The sequence below is a fragment of the Microbacterium sp. NPDC064978 genome (genome assembly GCF_044543605.1).
GTDB lineage: Bacteria > Actinomycetota > Actinomycetes > Actinomycetales > Microbacteriaceae > Microbacterium > Microbacterium meiriae.
Genome location: NZ_JBITWF010000001.1, coordinates 1 through 16,594, shown reverse-complemented (window position 1 = coordinate 16,594; position 16,594 = coordinate 1). Strand labels below are relative to the sequence as shown.

Below are 16,594 nucleotides of genomic sequence, written 5' to 3'. Positions count from 1 at the left end.
GTCGATTGTACGGTGAGGGCTCTCATAATCCCCATTCGGGCGTATCGGTGATAGTCTCCCGAAGTTGCCCGGGATCAATCCGTGACACCGGATCCCGTAAGCGATACGACTCCGTCACAGACTCCGTGAGGGCTGTCGCGTCGCGCGGAACGGCGGATGACACCCGATCATCCGCCCGGCTCAGCGTTGCGTCGGCAGACCCCGAGCGCGTCTGGAGAAGAGAAAGACAAATCCCCCTTGATCAAGTACCTCGCGCGCCGTGCCCTCGGCTGGCTGCTCATGATCGTGGTCGCGACGAACCTCACCTACTTCCTCGCGTGGGGCTTCCTCGATCCGCGCAGCAACTATGTGGGTCGTCGCCCTCCGCTCACCGAAGAGCAGATCGTGAACACCCTCGCTCCCCGCAACCTGAGCGACACCGTCCCGCTCATCGAGCGGTGGTGGACCTGGTTCACCGGCATCCTCCTCCGCTGGGACTGGGGCGTGAGCCCGACCGGGGGTTCCGTCAACGAGCAGGTCGCCTACCGCATGTGGGTCAGCGCAGAGCTCGTCCTCGGGGCGACGATCCTCACGACGGTCCTCGGCATCGCGCTCGGCGTCTACACCGCGTCTCGGCAGTACAAGCTCGCCGACCGCATCGGCCAGGCCACGAGCATCATCACGCTCAACATCCCGATCGTCGTCGCGGCCTTCGCGATCGTCCTCCTCGCGATCGGCCTGAACAACGCCACCGGCACCCGCATCTTCTACGTGACCGGCAACGCGAGCCAAGGCGTCGAGGGTTTCTTCCCCACGCTCATAGACGTGTTGCAACACCTGACGCTGCCGACGATCGCGCTGGTGCTCACCGGCTACGCCAGCATCCACTTCCTGCAGCGATCGCTCCTCCTGGACAACATCAACGCCGACTACGTCCGCACGGCCCGCGCGAAGGGCCTGACCAAGCAGCAGGCCATCCGGAAGCACGCACTTCGGACGTCGCTCATCCCCGTCGCCACGCAGGTCGCCTTCACGATCCCCGCGATCTTCACCGGAGCGGTGCTGACCGAGACGATCTTCGCGTGGAACGGCATGGGCCGGTACTTCATCGAGACCATCACCAAGAACGACATCCACGGAACCGTCGCGATCGCCGCCTTCGGTGCGGTCCTCACGGCGATCGGCGCCATCCTCGCCGACATCGCCGTCGTCGTCCTCGACCCGCGCGTGAGAGTGAGCTGACATGAGCACCGACATGCTCGACCCGACCATCCACCCGGAGCCGGAGACCGCCGGCCCCGAGACCACCCGCGTCGCCACCAAGCGGCTGTCGAAGTGGACGCTGTACTGGCGACGGTTCTCCCGGAACCGCGGAGCCCTCATCGGCCTCGTGATCTTCGTCGTCCTCGTGCTGTTCGCCATCCTCGGGCCCTTCATCGCCCGGTACGACCACATCGAACTCGACTTCCTGAACCTCAGCACTCCCCCGTCCGCGGAACACTGGTTCGGCACGAACAACGCCGGAAACGACCTCTTCGCCCAGGTCGCCGTCGGCCTGCAGCGGTCGCTCATGATCGCCATCACCGTCTCCGTCGGCGTCACGATCGTGTCCGCGCTCGTCGGCACGGCCGCGGCCTACTTCGGCGGCTGGACGGAGCGCATCTCGCTCCTGGTCATCCACTTCATGATGGTGATCCCGAGCTTCCTCATCCTCGCGATGATCTCGAACAAGGCCGGCGGCGACTGGCGCGTCATCGCCCTCATCATGATCTTCGTGATCGGGTGGTACTTCCCCGCCCGCGTCATCTGGACGATGGCCCTGTCGCTCCGCGAGCGCGAGTACGTCAGTGCCTCCCGGTACATGGGCGTCGGCGGCATGCGCATCGTGCTCCGCCACCTCCTGCCCAACATCGGCTCTCTCCTCGTCATCAACTTCACCCTCGGCGTCGTCAACGCCGTGGTGACGGAGACGGGCCTGTCCTTCCTGGGCTTCGGCGTCAAGATCCCCGACGTGTCGCTCGGTGCCCTCATCGGCGCCGGCTCGAGCTCGTTGACCACGGCGCCCTGGCTGTTCTACTTCCCGGCGGCGGCGCTGACCCTGCTCACCGTGTCGATGGCGCTCATCGCCGACGGCCTGCGCGACGCCCTCGATCCCACCTCGGCTGCTGGAGGCCGCGCATGACCAACGTCCTCTCCGTCCGCGACCTCAAGGTCAGCTTCGCGTCCGAGGCCGGCCGCGTCGACGCCGTCCGCGGCGTCTCCTTCGACCTCGAAGCCGGCAAGACCCTCGGCATCGTCGGCGAATCCGGCTCCGGCAAGTCCGTGACCTCGCTCGCGATCATGGGTCTCCTCGACGAGAACGCCAAGGTCACCGGCTCGATCATGTATGACGGGAAGGAACTCGTCGGCATGAGCGACAAGCAGCTGTCGGTCATCCGCGGCAACGGCATGTCGATGGTCTTCCAGGACCCGCTGACCTCGCTCACGCCGGTCTACACGGTCGGCGATCAGCTCATCGAGGCCCTCACGGTCCACCGCGGCCTGTCCAAGAAGGACGCCTGGGACCGCTCCGTCGAGCTGCTCAAGCTCGTCGGCATCACCGAGCCCGAGCGGCGGATGAAGTCCTTCCCGCACGAGTTCTCCGGAGGCATGCGGCAGCGTGTCGTCATCGCCATCGCGATGGCCAACGATCCGAAGCTCATCATCTGCGACGAGCCCACCACGGCCCTCGACGTCACCATCCAGGCGCAGATCCTCGACCTCATCGAGAAGGCGCAGGACGAGACCGGCGCCGCGGTGATCATGATCACGCACGACATGGGCGTGGTCGCCCGCACCGCCGACGACGTGCTCGTGATGTACGCCGGCAAGCCCGTGGAGCACGCGCCCGTGCGCGAGCTGTTCCACAAGACCCGCATGCCGTACTCGATCGGTCTGCTCGGCGCCATCCCGCGCGTGGACAAGGCCGAGAAGGAGCCGCTGACCCCCATCAAGGGGAACCCGCCGCTGCTCATCAACCTCCCGGACGCCTGCCCGTTCGCCGACCGCTGCCCGATCGTCATGGACGCCTGCCGCGCCAAGGAGCCGGAACTGCTCCCCGTGCCGACGGGCTCGGGCGACCTGCACCAGGCCGCTTGCATCCGCGCGCACGAGATCGAGGACGGCGGCCTCCTCGGTGGCCTGCCCGTCTACCCCGTCCGCCCCGTCCCTGAGAGCGACCTCACACGGACGCCGCGCGAGGAGCGGCCGATCACGCTCGAGGTGAAGAACCTCCGCAAGACGTTCCCGTTGGTCAAGGGCGCGTTCCTGAAGCGCAAGGTCGGCGAGGTCCAGGCGATCAAGGGCATCAGCTTCGACGTGCGCGAGGGCGAGACGATGGCCATCGTCGGCGAGTCGGGCTCGGGCAAGACGACGACGCTGCTGCAGATCATGGACATGGTCAAGCAGACCGAGGGCGACATCGTCATCGCCGGCACCAGTGTCAACGACATCCACAGCCGCAAGGTCGAGCGCGCCCTGCGCCGCGACATCCAGATCGTCTTCCAGGACCCGATGGGAGCCCTCGACCCGCGCATGACGGTGGCCGACATCATCTCGGAGCCGCTCTTCGCGATCGGCACTCCCAAGGAGGAGGCGCACCGGCGGGTGGACGAGCTCATGGACCTCGTCGGGCTCAACCCCGCGCACAGCGACCGCTTCCCGCAGGCGTTCTCGGGCGGTCAGCGGCAGCGCATCGGCATCGCCCGGGCCCTGTCGACGAACCCCAAGATCGTCGTGCTCGACGAGCCGGTGTCCGCGCTCGACGTCTCGATCCAAGCCGGCGTCATCAACCTGCTCGACGAACTCAAGACCAAGCTCGGGCTCTCGTACCTCTTCGTCGCGCACGACCTCTCGGTGGTGCGTCACATCGCCGACCGCGTGGCCGTGATGTACCTCGGCGAGTTCGTGGAGCACGGCGACGTCGACCAGGTCTTCGACGACCCGCAGCACCCGTACACGAAGGCGCTGCTGTCGGCGATCCCCGTGCCGGATCCCGACATCGAGCGCACCCGCGAGCGGGTGGTCTTCGACGCCGAGACGATGTCGACGAAGCCCGCGACGGTCTGACCCGAAACCATGCGCCCGTTCCTGGTCACCGTCCGATAACGGTTAGGCGGCATTCACCGCAGTGCGGTGTACCGGGATAAAGCTCGAACTAGTCTTCCCTTTATGAAACGCCGAAAGGCGAAAGGAGCACCATGAAGAACAAGAAGTTGCTGGGGGCGGTCGCGATCGGCGGCGCCCTCGCACTCGCCCTCGCGGGCTGCGCGAGCGGTTCCGGGAACACCGGTGGCGGGGACAACGGCGAGAAGGTCGAGACCAAGACCGCCGACTACAACCCGCAGGACCGCAGCAACCTCCAGGAAGGTGGCGAGGTCAACTTCCCCATCAACGAGATCCCGGAGCAGCTGAACGGCTTCAACAGCGATGCCAGTGCTGACACCGCTCGCCTGTGGTCGTGGTACATGCCGCAGATCCTCCTGGTCTCGCCGGAGGGCGAGGTCACGAAGAACGACGCCTACCTCGATGCGTACGAGATCGGCGAGGAGGATGGCAACACGACCATCACCTTCACGTTCAAGGACGAGGCGCACTTCAACGACGGCACCGACATGGACTGGACGTCCATCGACGCCACGTGGAAGGCCAACCGGTCCTACGACGAGGGCTTCAACCCGAACGCGACCGACGGCTACAAGCAGATCAAGACCGTCGAGCAGGGTGACACCGCGAAGACCGCCGTCGTGACGTTCGACGGCATCTACGCCTGGCCGTCCATGGCGTTCCTCACGGGTGGCGTCCTGCACCCGGACATCGCCGACCCGGCCGTGTTCAACGAGGCCTTCATCGGCAACATGCACCCCGAGTGGGGCGCCGGCCCGTACACCGTCGACACGTTCGACGCGAACGGCGGCTTCGTCTCGTTCAAGCCGAACCCCGAGTGGTGGGGCAACGCGCCGCTGCTCGACACGGTCACCTTCACGGCCATGGAGCCCGACGCCTCGATCAACGCCTTCAAGAACGGCGAGATCGACATGGTGGGCGCCAACACCAACGACCGCCTGAAGCAGGTCCAGGAAGTGGACGACACCGTCGTCCGCCGTGCGCAGCAGACCGCCAAGACGGTCCTGCTCGTCGACGCCGACAAGCCGCAGTTCGAGGACATCGACGTGCGCAAGGCGTTCTTCCTCGGCGTGAACGTCGACCAGCAGAAGCAGATCGCGTGGAACGGCCTCGGCTACGAGGAGCCGGTCGCCGGTTCGCTCAACCTGTACTCGTTCCAGGACGGCTACAAGGACTCGTTCGCCGAAGCCGGTCTGAAGCACGACGTCGAGGGCGCCAAGAAGCTCCTCGACGACGCCGGCTGGACCGAGGGCGAGGACGGCATCCGCGAGAAGGATGGCGAGAAGCTCTCCGTCACGTTCCCGATCTTCGGTGAGGACCCGACCATCGAGGCCCTCGCGAAGTCGCTGCAGGCGCAGCAGAAGGAGATCGGCATCGACCTCAAGATCGATGTCCGCGCCTCCGCCGACTTCTCCAGCGACTTCACCACGAAGAACTGGGACGTCGTCTCGCTCCGCTTCACCGACTCCGACCCGTTCGGCCCGGCCTGGTTCTGCCAGCTCTACTGCTCGGACAGCGGTCTGAACCTGTCGGCGACCGGCACGGAGGAGATCGACAAGCAGATCGCCGACGAGGTCGAGAGCCAGAAGGACGCGGAGTCCTGGACCACCGCGGCGATGGACCTCGAGCCGAAGATCATCGAGCAGACGTGGGGCCTCATCCCGCTGTACAGCGGCCCCTCGATCTACGTGGTCAAGAACGGCCTGGCGAACCTCACGCCGGAGCCCTACGTCGGTCTCGACCTGTTCGGTGTCACGCCGGTCGAGAACGTCGGCTGGGAGAAGTAACACTCTCTGACACATCTCGTGTCGAAGCGGGGTCGGTGGTCCATCCACCGGCCCCGCTTCCTTATGCTGAAGGCGTGACCGTCCAGACCGTCCTCGTGCACGGCATCCGCACGTCCGCCACCATGTGGCGGTCGCAGGTCGAGTACCTGGAGGCGCACGGGCACCCCGTCACCGCCGTCGACCTCCCCGGCCACGGCAGCCGGATGGACGAGGACTTCACCCTTCACGAGGCGCTGCACACGATCGACGCGGCCGCCCGCGCCGCCGCGGAGAAGGGCCCCGTCCTGCTGGTCGGCCACTCGATGGGCGGGCTGCTCTCCCTCGCGTACACCGGCGGGGCCGAGCCTCCCCCTGTCGACGGACTCGTCGCCGCCGCGTGCACGTCGCTCCCCCGCGGCCCCGGGCTACGTGCCTATCGGCTGTTCGCCCGGGCCGTCGACTCCCTGCCGGACCGCGGCATGTGGCTGACGCAGCGGATGCTCGCCGCGACGATCCCCGAGGACAACCGCGGCGACTTCTCCGCCGGAGGATACGCGCTGGACATCCAGGACGAAACGCTCCGCAGCCTCGCCGCCCTGGATGTCGCCGCCGCCGTCCCCCGCATCCAGATGCCGCTCTGGTTCGTGAACGGCCAGTACGATCAGCTCCGGCTGAACGAGCCCCTGTTCCGGCGCCTGGCCCCGCAGGCGGAACTCATCGTCGTGCCGCGGACCACGCACCTGCTCACCGCCATGCGTCCGCGGGTGTTCAACGCCGTCCTCGCCCTCGCGATCGCGACGATCCAGGAGCGCGCGGCGTCACGCTGAGGACACCCGCGGCCGCGCGGCAGCGGTGAGCGCTCCCCCGACGAGCGACAGGATGGCCGCCCCCAGGAAGACGAGCCAGAACCCGCCGGCCAGGGCGACGAGTCCTGCGCCGAGCACGGGCCCGATGAGCTGTCCGAGGGCGGCGGTCACGTTCACGATTCCGAGATCGCGCGCGTGATCCTGCTCATCCGGGAGCAGATCGGCGGCGAACGCGAGGCCCACCGTAGAGAAGGCGCCGTAGCCGACGCCCATGAGCGCGGCGGCCACCATCGTCATCTCGAAGGTCGGTGCGGCCACGATCACCACACCCGACGCCGCCTGCACGACCGTGGCCCCCACGGCGAGCCGGCGCCGCTCCCCGGTGCGGTCGGAGACGATTCCGGTGATCACGGAGGCGAGCACCACGAAGACCGTGTAGACGACGATCAGCAGGAGGAGGTTGTCCTGTGCGGTCGTGCTCTCCTGTCCGAGGCCGTGGAGGAGGAAGAAGAGGAACAGCGCCGTGCCGAGGGCGTTGCCGATGTTGGTGACGAGTCGTCCGGAGAGCATCCAGGCGAAGTCGCGGTCGCGGAGCGACGCCAGGCGGGGCCGCCCGATGCGCTGAGGACGCAGCGCCTCCGTGCTCGGCGGGTCCGGCAGCAGCAGCGCCGCCGCGACCCCGACCACCGCGATGATGCCGGCGAGGAGCAGATACCCGGCGACGATGTCGAGGCCCAGCAGCACGACGAGCCCGACCCCCAGCACGATCCCGACCGCCTGGCTCGACCCGACCGCGGCGGACGCGGCACCGCGCTGCGTCGTCGGGAGCTGGTCGGCGATGAGCGCGGTGAACGCGGCGGAGGAGACGGCGACGCCAATCGAGACGCCGACCCAGCCGACGCCGACTGGCCATGGGCCCTCGGCGAACCCGGTGAGGACGAGACAGACGGCCGTGAGCGCGACCCCTCCCAGAGCCCATGGCCGCCGCCGGTGCGCGCCGGCGCGGGCTCGATCCGAGAGCGCCCCGGCGAGCGGCCCGGCGACGACGCCGGCGAGACCCCCCACTCCGAGCACGATCCCGGAGGAGACGACGCCGCGGATCCAGTCGTCCTCCGGAGTGTCGAGCTGCAGCGGGAGAAGGAGCTGGACCGGGGTGAGCTGGACGGTCCAGATGGCGAGCCAGGCGAGCGTGAACAGCGACATCCAGCGAAGACCGGCGCGGCGGGCGATGAGGCCCGGAGTACCGGTCATGCCCGTGCCGCCGCGGCGTCCCTGGCCTCACGAGCGCCGGCGACGAGGTCGCGGTACCACCCGTAGGAAGCCTTCGGAGTGCGCTCCCCCGACGAGAAGTCCACGTGCACGAGACCGAACCGCTGAGTGTAGCCGTCCGTCCATTCCCAGTTGTCGAGCAGGGACCAGACCGTGTACTCCTCGACCGGGACGCCGGCATCGAGGGCCTCGCCCACCGCGTCGATGTGCGCGGAGAGGTAGGCGATCCGGTCGGCATCCTCGACGGCACCGGCGACGTCGGGTTCGGGGAAGGACGCTCCGTTCTCCCCGATGATGATCGGTGGCATGTCCGGGTGTCGTCGGTGCAGATCGATGAGGAGGTCGCGCAGGGCGGACGGCATGATCGGCCACTGCGGTCCGAACCCGGTGACGGGGACTCCGGGCGTGGGCACGATCTCGAACGGGATGTCGGCATCCGGAGCACCGGCGGTGACGGTCGTCGGGTTGTAGAAGTTCACCCCGTAGAAGTCGATCGATCCCGCGATGCGGGCGAGGTCGTCGCCGAGGATGGGCAGCGGCGGGAGTCCGAGTGCCTCCAGGTGCGGTGTCGTCCCGGACAGCAGAGGCTCGCTGAACAACCGGTTGTGCAGGAGGTCGTACACCGCGGCAGCGGTGCGATCCTCCTCGGTGTCCCGCAGCGGCAGGACCCAGGTGTGGTTGTTGACGAGACCGACGCTCGCCGCGCCTCGGGCATGCAGCGCCTCGGCGGCTCGGGAATGGGCGAGCAGCTGGTGGTGCACGGTCGGAAGCGCACCGAAGAGGAGCTGTCTCCCCGGCGCGAGTGCCCCGACCGCGTAGCCCTGCAGCGTCGTCATGGCGGGCTCGTTCAGCGTGTACCACGAGGACACCCGGTCACCGAGACGGGCGGCGACGAGGGCGGCGTACTCGCCGAAGCGCTCGGCGGTGTCGCGGGCGAGCCAGCCACCGTCGGCCTCGACCGCGCTCGGCAGCTCCCAGTGATAGAGGGTCGGGGACGGGGTGACATCGGCCGCTAGCAGACCATCGACGACGCGGGCGTAGTGGTCCAGCGCCGCGACGTTCCCGGGTCCGTGACCGTCCGGCTGCACGCGCGCCCACGGGATCGAGAACCGGTAGCGATCGAGCCCGAGTCCGGCTGCCAGGGCGACGTCATCCTCCACACGGCGATAGCTGTCGCACGCCGGTTCCGCGGTCGAGCCGTCCCGGATGCGTCCGGGCTTGGCGATCTCGTCGTCCCAGATCGACCGTCCCGCACCGTCGGCACGACGGGAACCCTCGATCTGGACGGACGAGGTGGCGGCGGACCAGCGCAGCCGCGCACGCGCGGTCGGGTCGGTGCTGAGGGGGGTCATCGGGCTCCTGACGTCGTCGTCGTTGTGGATGATTCTGCACCCGGTCCCGCCTTCCGCGCGACGGCGTCTCGCCTGGGCGATGTCGTTTCGCACGATCCCACCCGGTACTGGTAGACTCGACTCTTGGCTTGCGTGTGGGTTCTTCCCTCACGACCGCCGTGCAGCAGCCCTCTTCTGCTGCCGGCACTCCGAATAACTCCTGTACAGAAAGCGTCCACACGTGGCAAACATCAAGTCGCAGATCAAGCGCAACAAGACCAACGAGAAGGCTCACGAGCGCAACAAGGCCGTGAAGAGCGAGCTGAAGACTCTCGTCCGCCAGACCCGCGCGGCCGTCGCCGCCGGCGACAAGGCCGCCGCCGAGAAGAACCTGAAGAAGGCCTCGGTCAAGCTCGACAAGGCCGTCAGCAAGGGCGTCCTGCACAAGAACCAGGCGTCGAACCGCAAGTCGGCGATCGCCAAGCAGGTCTCCGCTCTCTGAGCTTCTGACTTCCGGAAAGCCCGTCTCCTCGTGAGGCGGGCTTTCTGCTTTCGCGCAGGGGCTTATCCCCCGAACGGCTCGCGGGTGGCGATGACCGTCACCATCCGCTCGAGCGCGAAGATGGGGTCACGCGCCGCACCCTTGACCTCGGCGTCGGCACGCGCGGTGGCCTGGATCGCCATCCCGAGGGAGCGCTCGTTCCAGCCCGCCAGGTCGCGACGCGCGCGGTCGACCTGCCAGTCCTTCATCCCGAGGCGCTGGGCGAGCTGCCTGCTGGGTTCACGGTTGCCGGCGACGCGTGCCATCGTGCGCAGCTTCATCGCGAACGCGGCGACCATCGGCACGGGGTCGGCACCGGAGGACAGCGCATGGCGGAGCGCCACGAGAGCCTCGCCGTAGCGACCGGCGATGGCGGTGTCGGCGACGACGAACGCCGACACCTCGACCCGGCCGCCGTAGTACTTGGTGACGACCTCTTCCGTGATGTCGCCCTCGACGTCGCCGATCAGCTGCTGGCAGGCGGCCGCGAGCTCGGTGAGGTCGTCGGCGAAGGCCGAGACGAGCGCCCGGAGCGCAGGTGGAGCGATGCGCTTCTTCGCCGCCTTGAACTCCCCCGCCGCGAAGTCGACCCGGTCGCCGTCGCGCTTGATGGCGGGGCAGGCGATCTCGATCCCACCGCCGGTCCCCGCGCGGAGGGCGTCGAGGAGCTTCTTCCCGCGGACACTGGCGCCCGTGTGCCGGAGCACGACCGTCGCACCCTCCTGCGGGTTCTCCAGGTACCCGATGGCCTCCTGAAGGAAGGCGTCGGAGCACTTCTCCACGCCGGATACGCGGACCAGTCGCGGCTCACCGAACAGGGACGGTGAGGTGAGGGAGAGCAGTGTGCCGGGAGCGTAGTCGTCGGCACGGACGTCGCTGACCTCGAGTGCCGGGTCCTCGGCACGGAGGTAGTCGCGCACCCCGGCGATCGCGCGCTCGGCGCAGACCTCCTCCGGGCCCGAGACGAGCACCAGCGGCGCGGGATGCGGCTCCCGCCAGGACACCTGCGGGATCTTCGTGGCCTTCGCGCCGCCACGGGAGGGAGGACGGGAGGCTGCCATGGGACCAGCCTACCGGCGGTGTCGGACACCCGACTCAGGGCGGCGCGACGTCGGTCCAGACGCGGAGGGCGTCGTCCTCGATGCCGAGCAGGGTGCGGCCGTCGCGATCGGTGCGGTAGACCTGCGTCCCGAGAGCCGACAGGAGATCCAGGGTCTCCCGACGCGGGTGCCCGTAGTCATTGTCGGCGCCGACCGTGATGAGCGCGACCCTCGGCTGCACAGCGTCGTAGAGGGCGGGTTCCTGGTCGGCGCTGCCGTGGTGGGCGACCTTCACCACGTCGTATCCCGTCAGCGGCGTGCTCCGGAGCAGCGCGCGCTGCGGGGCAGCGGAGAGGTCACCCAGGAAGAGCACTCGGGGCACTCCTCCCCCGACGAATTCGGTGACGACGCTCGCGTCGTTCCCTGGCGGGAAGGCGGCACTGTGCGGCAACGGCCAGAGCACCCGCCATGCCGCTCCGCCCAGCGCGCCCCGGTCCCCGGCGTCGACCGGCCGGAGGGCTCCGCCCGCTCGGGCCAGGCCGTCGAGCGCACGCGCATCGGCGGCATCGGCAGGTGGTCCATGCAGCACCGTGCCCACTTTGCCTTCGAGTGCCGTCGCGCCTCCGATGTGGTCCGCGTCGAAGTGTGTGAGCACGAGGAGGTCGATGTGGTCGATGCTCAGCGAGCGCAGACAGGCGTCGAGCGCCGTCGGGTCCGGTCCCGTGTCGATGAGGGCCACGGCGTCCTGCGAACGCACCAGGACCGCATCGCCCTGGCCCACGTCGCACGCAGCGATCGCCCACCCGTGGGGCGTCACGAGCGAGGCGAGCGGACCGTCGATCAACGCACGGGAGGCGCCGACGGACGCGACGACGATGAGAACGCCGGCCGCCACGCGTCGAGCGGCGGGGAGCACAGCGCCGGGCGTCCAGGCCCGTCCCGCGCGAACCGACGCCGTCACGACGTCGGTTCGCGCGACTTCCCGGACGCGCGGCCCTCCGCGGAAGCACACGACGGCGATCGCGACGCTCACCAGCGTGACCACCGCAGCGCTGCCGAGGCCGGCAGGGAGGAGCACCTGAGCACCCGGGAGCCCGGCGGTGACCCGCGCGACCGTCGCGATCCACGCCGACGGCAACCAGGCGGACGCGGCGAGCAGATCCGCGACGACGGGGACAGGGGCAGCGAGACAGGCGAGGAGCCCGATCACCGTCGCGAGCGGCGCGGCCGGCTCGGCAAGGAGGTTCGCGACGACCGAGACGAGCGACTGCTGCTCCGCGAACAGCGCGATCACGGGCGCGCACGCGAGCTGCGCCGCCAGAGGCACCGCGATCGCGAGGGCGAGCGGACGGGGCAGCCAGCGCGCGATCCCGTCCGCCAGCGCCGGGGCGAGGAGGATGAGGGCCCCGGAGGCCACGGCGGACAGCGCGAATCCCGGCGTCGATGCGAGCCAGGGGTCGGCCACGAGGAGAGCGGCCACGCACAGGGCCAGGATGCCGGCCCCAGCGCTCGGACGCCCGACGAGGATCGACAGCATGCCCGCCGCGGCCATCGTGGCGGCCCGGATGACGCTCGGCTCCGGCGTCACGAGCACGACGAACGCCGCCAGCGCGAGGGCTGCGAGCACGACCCGCAGCGCCCGCGCCCCTCCGCACAACGCGACGATCCCGAAGACCGCAGCGACGACGATCGCGCAGTTCGCCCCAGATACAGTTTGATTAAGAGGTGGGTAGCTAACCGAATGACGCTACCCCTGGGCCGCACAGGGATGATGGGCGACACAGGAGCAGCGCGATCAGCTACCTAGCTAGGCACGCCGACCAATCGCATGAAGCGCGTGCGGATTGCGTCCTCTCCGCCTTCGAGGATCTCGCGAACGCTGTCCTTGACGTCGGGGTGCTGCAGTGTTCCAGAAGCTTCGATAGCAGGCAACGCCGCGTCGTGTTCGAGCACCAGGATGTTCTCGGCCCCGGAGGTCACAACCACATTGGCGTTATGTGTGGACACGATCAGTTGCCGGTTCTGCTTGATCTTCTTGAGGGTTTCCACAGCGAGGTACCTGATCAGCTTGTTCTCAAGGTCGTCCTCAGGCTGGTCGAGCAAGAGGGGCTCGTCCCCCATCTGGAGGATCACAGCGAGAAGGGCTGCAGTTTTTTGACCAGGCGATCCTCGATCGACGGCCACGAAGTCTGCCTGCCCGTTCGCCTGGTACATCACACGAATGAGGTCGTCAGGGAACCAAAGCATGATGTCGGTGACCAGATCGAAGCTGTCAGAGGTAGCCAGCCTGGAGTAAAACCGACCATCGATCTTCACCGCGCTGGCAATCTCCGATTCAATTCCGGCCTCAACGAGCTGAATCAACTTGCCCTTGAAGCCCGAAACGTCCTGCGCGAATCGCGAGTCTTGCGGCACCTTATCGCTCACTAACAACGGAATCCCGTCCTGAGCGAAGGCTCCTTCGAACGAATCAGGTGTCCGCAACAGCGTGCGCAACTCGTCACCGAGGCCTGCAACGCTTCCCTGTTCGAAGACCTCCAGCTTCGTGCGAGTTCCCTGCGTAGCGTTGAGACTCTTCGTATAGTCCCGCCTGCGGGTGAAAAGCTCAGCCCGCTTCGCACGGATACTCCGCATTACCTCGTCTATCACCCCTTCTTGCGCGCTGCGTCTAGCCTCCGCGTTCTCAAGCTGTTTGAGTTCGGCCGTCAGCTCTGCTTCGAGTTTTCGGTCGTGACTGGTCTGATCGGCAGACGTAGCGGATACACCACCCTGTTCGTTCATCCACGCACCCAGCCGCGCAGCCTCTTCGGTCCAGTACTTCGCTGTGCCTGTAGCTATCCAAGCCTGACGAGCGGAGCGGACAACTGCGGCGGCTTGATCGAGGAGTATGGCCGCGCTCTCGTAAGAAGCCACGTAGTCCAAATACTCGGTGCTTTCATCGGCGTCCATGGGCAGGGTGCGAAGCGAGGCGGCCTGCTGAGCGATGATCGCTTCGATCTCGCTGCTCATCAAGTTCGCCGAGTCGACAGTCCGGGTCTTCGTCTCGAGCTGAGACAGCCTCGCGTACTCGGGGCTAACACGAAGATCTTCGAGGTGGCGTAGTCGCGCTTGCACCTCTTGGAGCTGTCCTTTCAGGCGGTCAGCCTTCTCCGACTCTGCAAGGAGCTGTCGGAGCTTGTTTCGCTCGGTCTTGAATCTGAGCCGGAGTTCCTCGTATTGCTCCTCCCACTCGGCTTTTCGAATCTCCGGCATGTCGTCGACAAGCTGGAGGAAGCTTTGCGGCTTGGTCGCCATTTCATAGATCTGTTTCTGGCTGAAGACTCGCACAGGCGCACGATCGACTACTCGTCCCGATTGCTGCTCCCACGCCGAACCATCCCAAAGCGCGAGGCTCGAATGTGAAGGTGAAGCACCGACCCACCTGATCCTCAGCAGCTGTCCGCCTCGTGCGTAAATCACCTCAATCTCAGTCTCGTCATTCCACCATCGCTCGCTCGCATCTGTCGTTGGCGCAAATCGAGCCAGATCAGCCGCGAGATTGGCAGGCAGCTCATCTACCCGCCCATGCGCCAGGCGAAGGAGCTCAACGAGCGTTGACTTCCCGACGCCACGACCGCCGATCAGGCAGTTCATCCATGGGCCGAACGTAAACTCACGATGCCCGCCCCTGTGCCTCACCATGATCGCTTTGATATGGTCGTGCTTCACATCATTCAGGTCGTGATCACCTCGTCGAAAACGACGGATCGACTCTGACGGCTCGGCCAGCGCCAATCGAAGGCCCTCCATAGTGAGTGTCTCAGCTTTGACCATCGTCAGGTGAGTGCCCGGAGCTTTTGCTGCAGCCGGATCCGGAGCACCATCCGTGGTTAGGTGATGCGCGTCGGACCCGAGAAGAGGCACCCACCCACGTTTGCTTGCCTCGCCCACCTTGCCGTCATCAGCAACTTCAGCCGCGATGACATGACCGCTGGCGGCAAGGGTCTCTAGTTCGCGGGGATCCAGACCGAGGATGCCAGCGCGCTGGTCGATGTGGGCCGGGATTAGCATGCCACCCAAGTCGCGAACCACTTCAGCGGCCGCGTTCACAGTCATGTCGGCGACTTCATCGCTTCGTCCTGGCGTTCCGTCGAACTTGCACCGCGCGAGCACCCGGATGACGATGGAGGCATCACACGTGTGCTCGAACACGGCAAGCGCATGAAACCCTCCAGCGAGAGTCAGCTCGACTCCTGGAAAAATTACAAGTGGCGGCAAATCGGGATCTGCGTCCTGAAGTTTTCTGAGCGCGGCTCGCGCCGCGTCAATCCCTTCATGCGAGTTATGGTCAGTTACTACGATCCCGTCGACGCCAGCATCGATGTATGCACGGACCCAAGTCTCAAACGAAGGCCGCGGATTGGTCGCTGCCTCCCCCTCCAACCCACCGTAATCGAACGATGCCGGCGAGTGAGCATGGATATCCAAACTCCACCATCTCGCGCCAACATAGCCTGTTTGAGGCGCTGCGCCCTCTGCGGGGGGTTCACCCTCTGAGTTTTCCATGCTTCATCGTGGCATGAGGATCGGCCCCGGAACCGCCCGACGGGCACGAGTGGACGATGATCCACAAAACCAGTTCGAGCGTGCGGCGCTCGCGCTATAACCCCGCATGGACATGGATTCGACAAAGGTTGGCTCTTCACGAGGGCACAAGTCAGCCGAGAACTCTGGCATGCACGCCCGGTTTGATGGAGAAGCTCAGACCTCGCTCTCCCCCGCCTGGCCCAACAAATCTACGGTCGCGAACTATTGCTCGATATCCGGGCAGCCACCGGCGACGACAACACCTTCGCAACGGGGCACGTCCGCAAGATCGCCTCGCTCTTCCCGGCGAGGCGTTCGCGACACACGACCAGTGGAGAGGGACGGTGAATCATGATGCAAACGTAGCGACGATAAACGAAGCCGATCAGCGCCGGAGAACCCGATCGATCTGATCGCCGACCGCGAGCTGCGAGCGCATGTCGTGCGAGTGCCCAGCGGTAAGCTCGACGCGATGCCTCTCGACTCAGCCAAACGTGTGCGTGAGTATCTTCGCGTCTCGCTCGATCGTTCAGGGACCGGCAAGAGTCCTGATCAGCAGCACGATGAAATAGTCGCTGAGGCCCAGGGACGCGGATGGCAGGTCCACTCCTCCCCCTACCGTGATGACAACCGAAGTGCCAGCCGTTACGCGCGACGGCAGCGTGAGGGATTCGCCCAGCTGATTTCAGATCTTGAGGACGACACCTTCGACGCTGATCTCCTCGCGATATGGGAGTCGAGCCGCGGTTCCCGCCGCACTGGTGAGTGGATTGACCTCGTGGACCTCTGCCGTGAACGCGGCGTCAGCATCTGGGTCCTGACCCATAACCGCGTCTACGACCCAGCGAACGCTCGGGATCGCCGCAGCCTCCGTGAAGACGCCTCTGACGCCGAGTACGAGTCCGATAAGACCAGCGAAAGGCTGAGACGTGATATGCGTGCGGCGGCGAAGCGCGGTCGCCCTCACGGTAAGAACGTTTACGGCTATCAACGGGTCTACTCTGTGACCTCAAACGGCACCAAGGTGTTGGACAAGAGGGCGTGAGGAACGAATCGGTGACAACTGATCGTTAGTGTCGGGAGGCGCTGGCGGGGAGGATGTCATCATGCCTGGTCCCTATCCCAGAGAGTT

At 66.7% G+C, this 16,594-nt stretch carries 12 protein-coding genes and 1 pseudogene; 7 read left to right on the top strand and 6 right to left on the bottom strand.

Annotated elements, in window-relative coordinates; translation table 11 throughout:
* The first annotated feature begins 237 nt into the window (after positions 1–237).
* From ACIGJI_RS00065 to ACIGJI_RS00045, 5 genes are all read left to right on the top strand, one after another.
* Positions 238–1,221, top strand: coding sequence for an ABC transporter permease (locus ACIGJI_RS00065; protein ID WP_101845332.1), 984 nt, complete (start codon positions 238–240; stop codon positions 1,219–1,221).
* A 1-nt stretch (position 1,222) separates the two neighbouring features.
* A complete protein-coding gene (locus tag ACIGJI_RS00060; protein WP_062766635.1) occupies positions 1,223–2,161 on the top strand; it encodes an ABC transporter permease in 939 nt (312 codons plus the stop codon).
* Complete coding sequence (locus tag ACIGJI_RS00055; protein WP_187661672.1) at positions 2,158–4,086, top strand: ABC transporter ATP-binding protein; 1,929 nt, start codon at positions 2,158–2,160, stop codon at positions 4,084–4,086. The genes ACIGJI_RS00060 and ACIGJI_RS00055 overlap by 4 nt, the downstream gene beginning before the upstream one ends.
* 131 nt (positions 4,087–4,217) lie before the next feature.
* On the top strand, positions 4,218–5,930 hold the full coding sequence (locus tag ACIGJI_RS00050; protein ID WP_187661673.1) for an ABC transporter family substrate-binding protein: 1,713 nt from the start codon (positions 4,218–4,220) through the stop codon (positions 5,928–5,930).
* Positions 5,931–6,004: 74 nt separating this feature from the next.
* A complete protein-coding gene (locus ACIGJI_RS00045) occupies positions 6,005–6,736 on the top strand; it encodes an alpha/beta hydrolase (RefSeq protein WP_363447523.1) in 732 nt (243 codons plus the stop codon).
* Here the strand turns inward: ACIGJI_RS00045 and ACIGJI_RS00040 are convergent.
* Positions 6,728–7,966 (bottom strand): MFS transporter, encoded by a 1,239-nt coding sequence (locus ACIGJI_RS00040; RefSeq protein WP_363447525.1) that lies wholly within the window; start codon positions 7,964–7,966, stop codon positions 6,728–6,730. The genes ACIGJI_RS00045 and ACIGJI_RS00040 overlap by 9 nt on opposite strands.
* Complete coding sequence (locus ACIGJI_RS00035; RefSeq protein ID WP_363447527.1) at positions 7,963–9,336, bottom strand: family 1 glycosylhydrolase; 1,374 nt, start codon at positions 9,334–9,336, stop codon at positions 7,963–7,965. The genes ACIGJI_RS00040 and ACIGJI_RS00035 overlap by 4 nt, the downstream gene beginning before the upstream one ends.
* 220 nt (positions 9,337–9,556) lie before the next feature.
* On the opposite strand from ACIGJI_RS00035, the gene rpsT reads away from it, so the two are divergent.
* Positions 9,557–9,817 carry a 30S ribosomal protein S20 gene (rpsT, locus tag ACIGJI_RS00030; RefSeq protein WP_187661676.1) on the top strand — a complete coding sequence of 87 codons (261 nt, stop codon included), beginning with the start codon at positions 9,557–9,559 and terminating at the stop codon, positions 9,815–9,817.
* A gap of 62 nt (positions 9,818–9,879) precedes the next feature.
* Here rpsT and holA read toward each other — a convergent pair whose 3' ends face one another.
* The 4 genes and pseudogenes from holA to ACIGJI_RS00010 form a co-directional block, all read right to left on the bottom strand.
* Entirely contained in the window at positions 9,880–10,917 is a 1,038-nt protein-coding gene (gene holA, locus ACIGJI_RS00025) for a DNA polymerase III subunit delta (protein WP_025103705.1), read from the bottom strand.
* A gap of 34 nt (positions 10,918–10,951) precedes the next feature.
* Positions 10,952–11,677 (bottom strand): MBL fold metallo-hydrolase, encoded by a 726-nt coding sequence (locus tag ACIGJI_RS00020; protein ID WP_366243930.1) that lies wholly within the window; start codon positions 11,675–11,677, stop codon positions 10,952–10,954.
* Positions 11,678–11,914: 237 nt separating this feature from the next.
* Positions 11,915–12,595, bottom strand: a pseudogene (locus tag ACIGJI_RS00015) (ComEC/Rec2 family competence protein); the annotation flags it as partial.
* Between the two features lie 104 nt (positions 12,596–12,699).
* A complete protein-coding gene (locus ACIGJI_RS00010; protein WP_363447529.1) occupies positions 12,700–15,441 on the bottom strand; it encodes a TrlF family AAA-like ATPase in 2,742 nt (913 codons plus the stop codon).
* Between the two features lie 493 nt (positions 15,442–15,934).
* On the opposite strand from ACIGJI_RS00010, the gene ACIGJI_RS00005 reads away from it, so the two are divergent.
* Complete coding sequence (locus ACIGJI_RS00005) at positions 15,935–16,507, top strand: recombinase family protein (RefSeq protein WP_366243583.1); 573 nt, start codon at positions 15,935–15,937, stop codon at positions 16,505–16,507.
* Positions 16,508–16,594 lie beyond the last annotated feature (87 nt).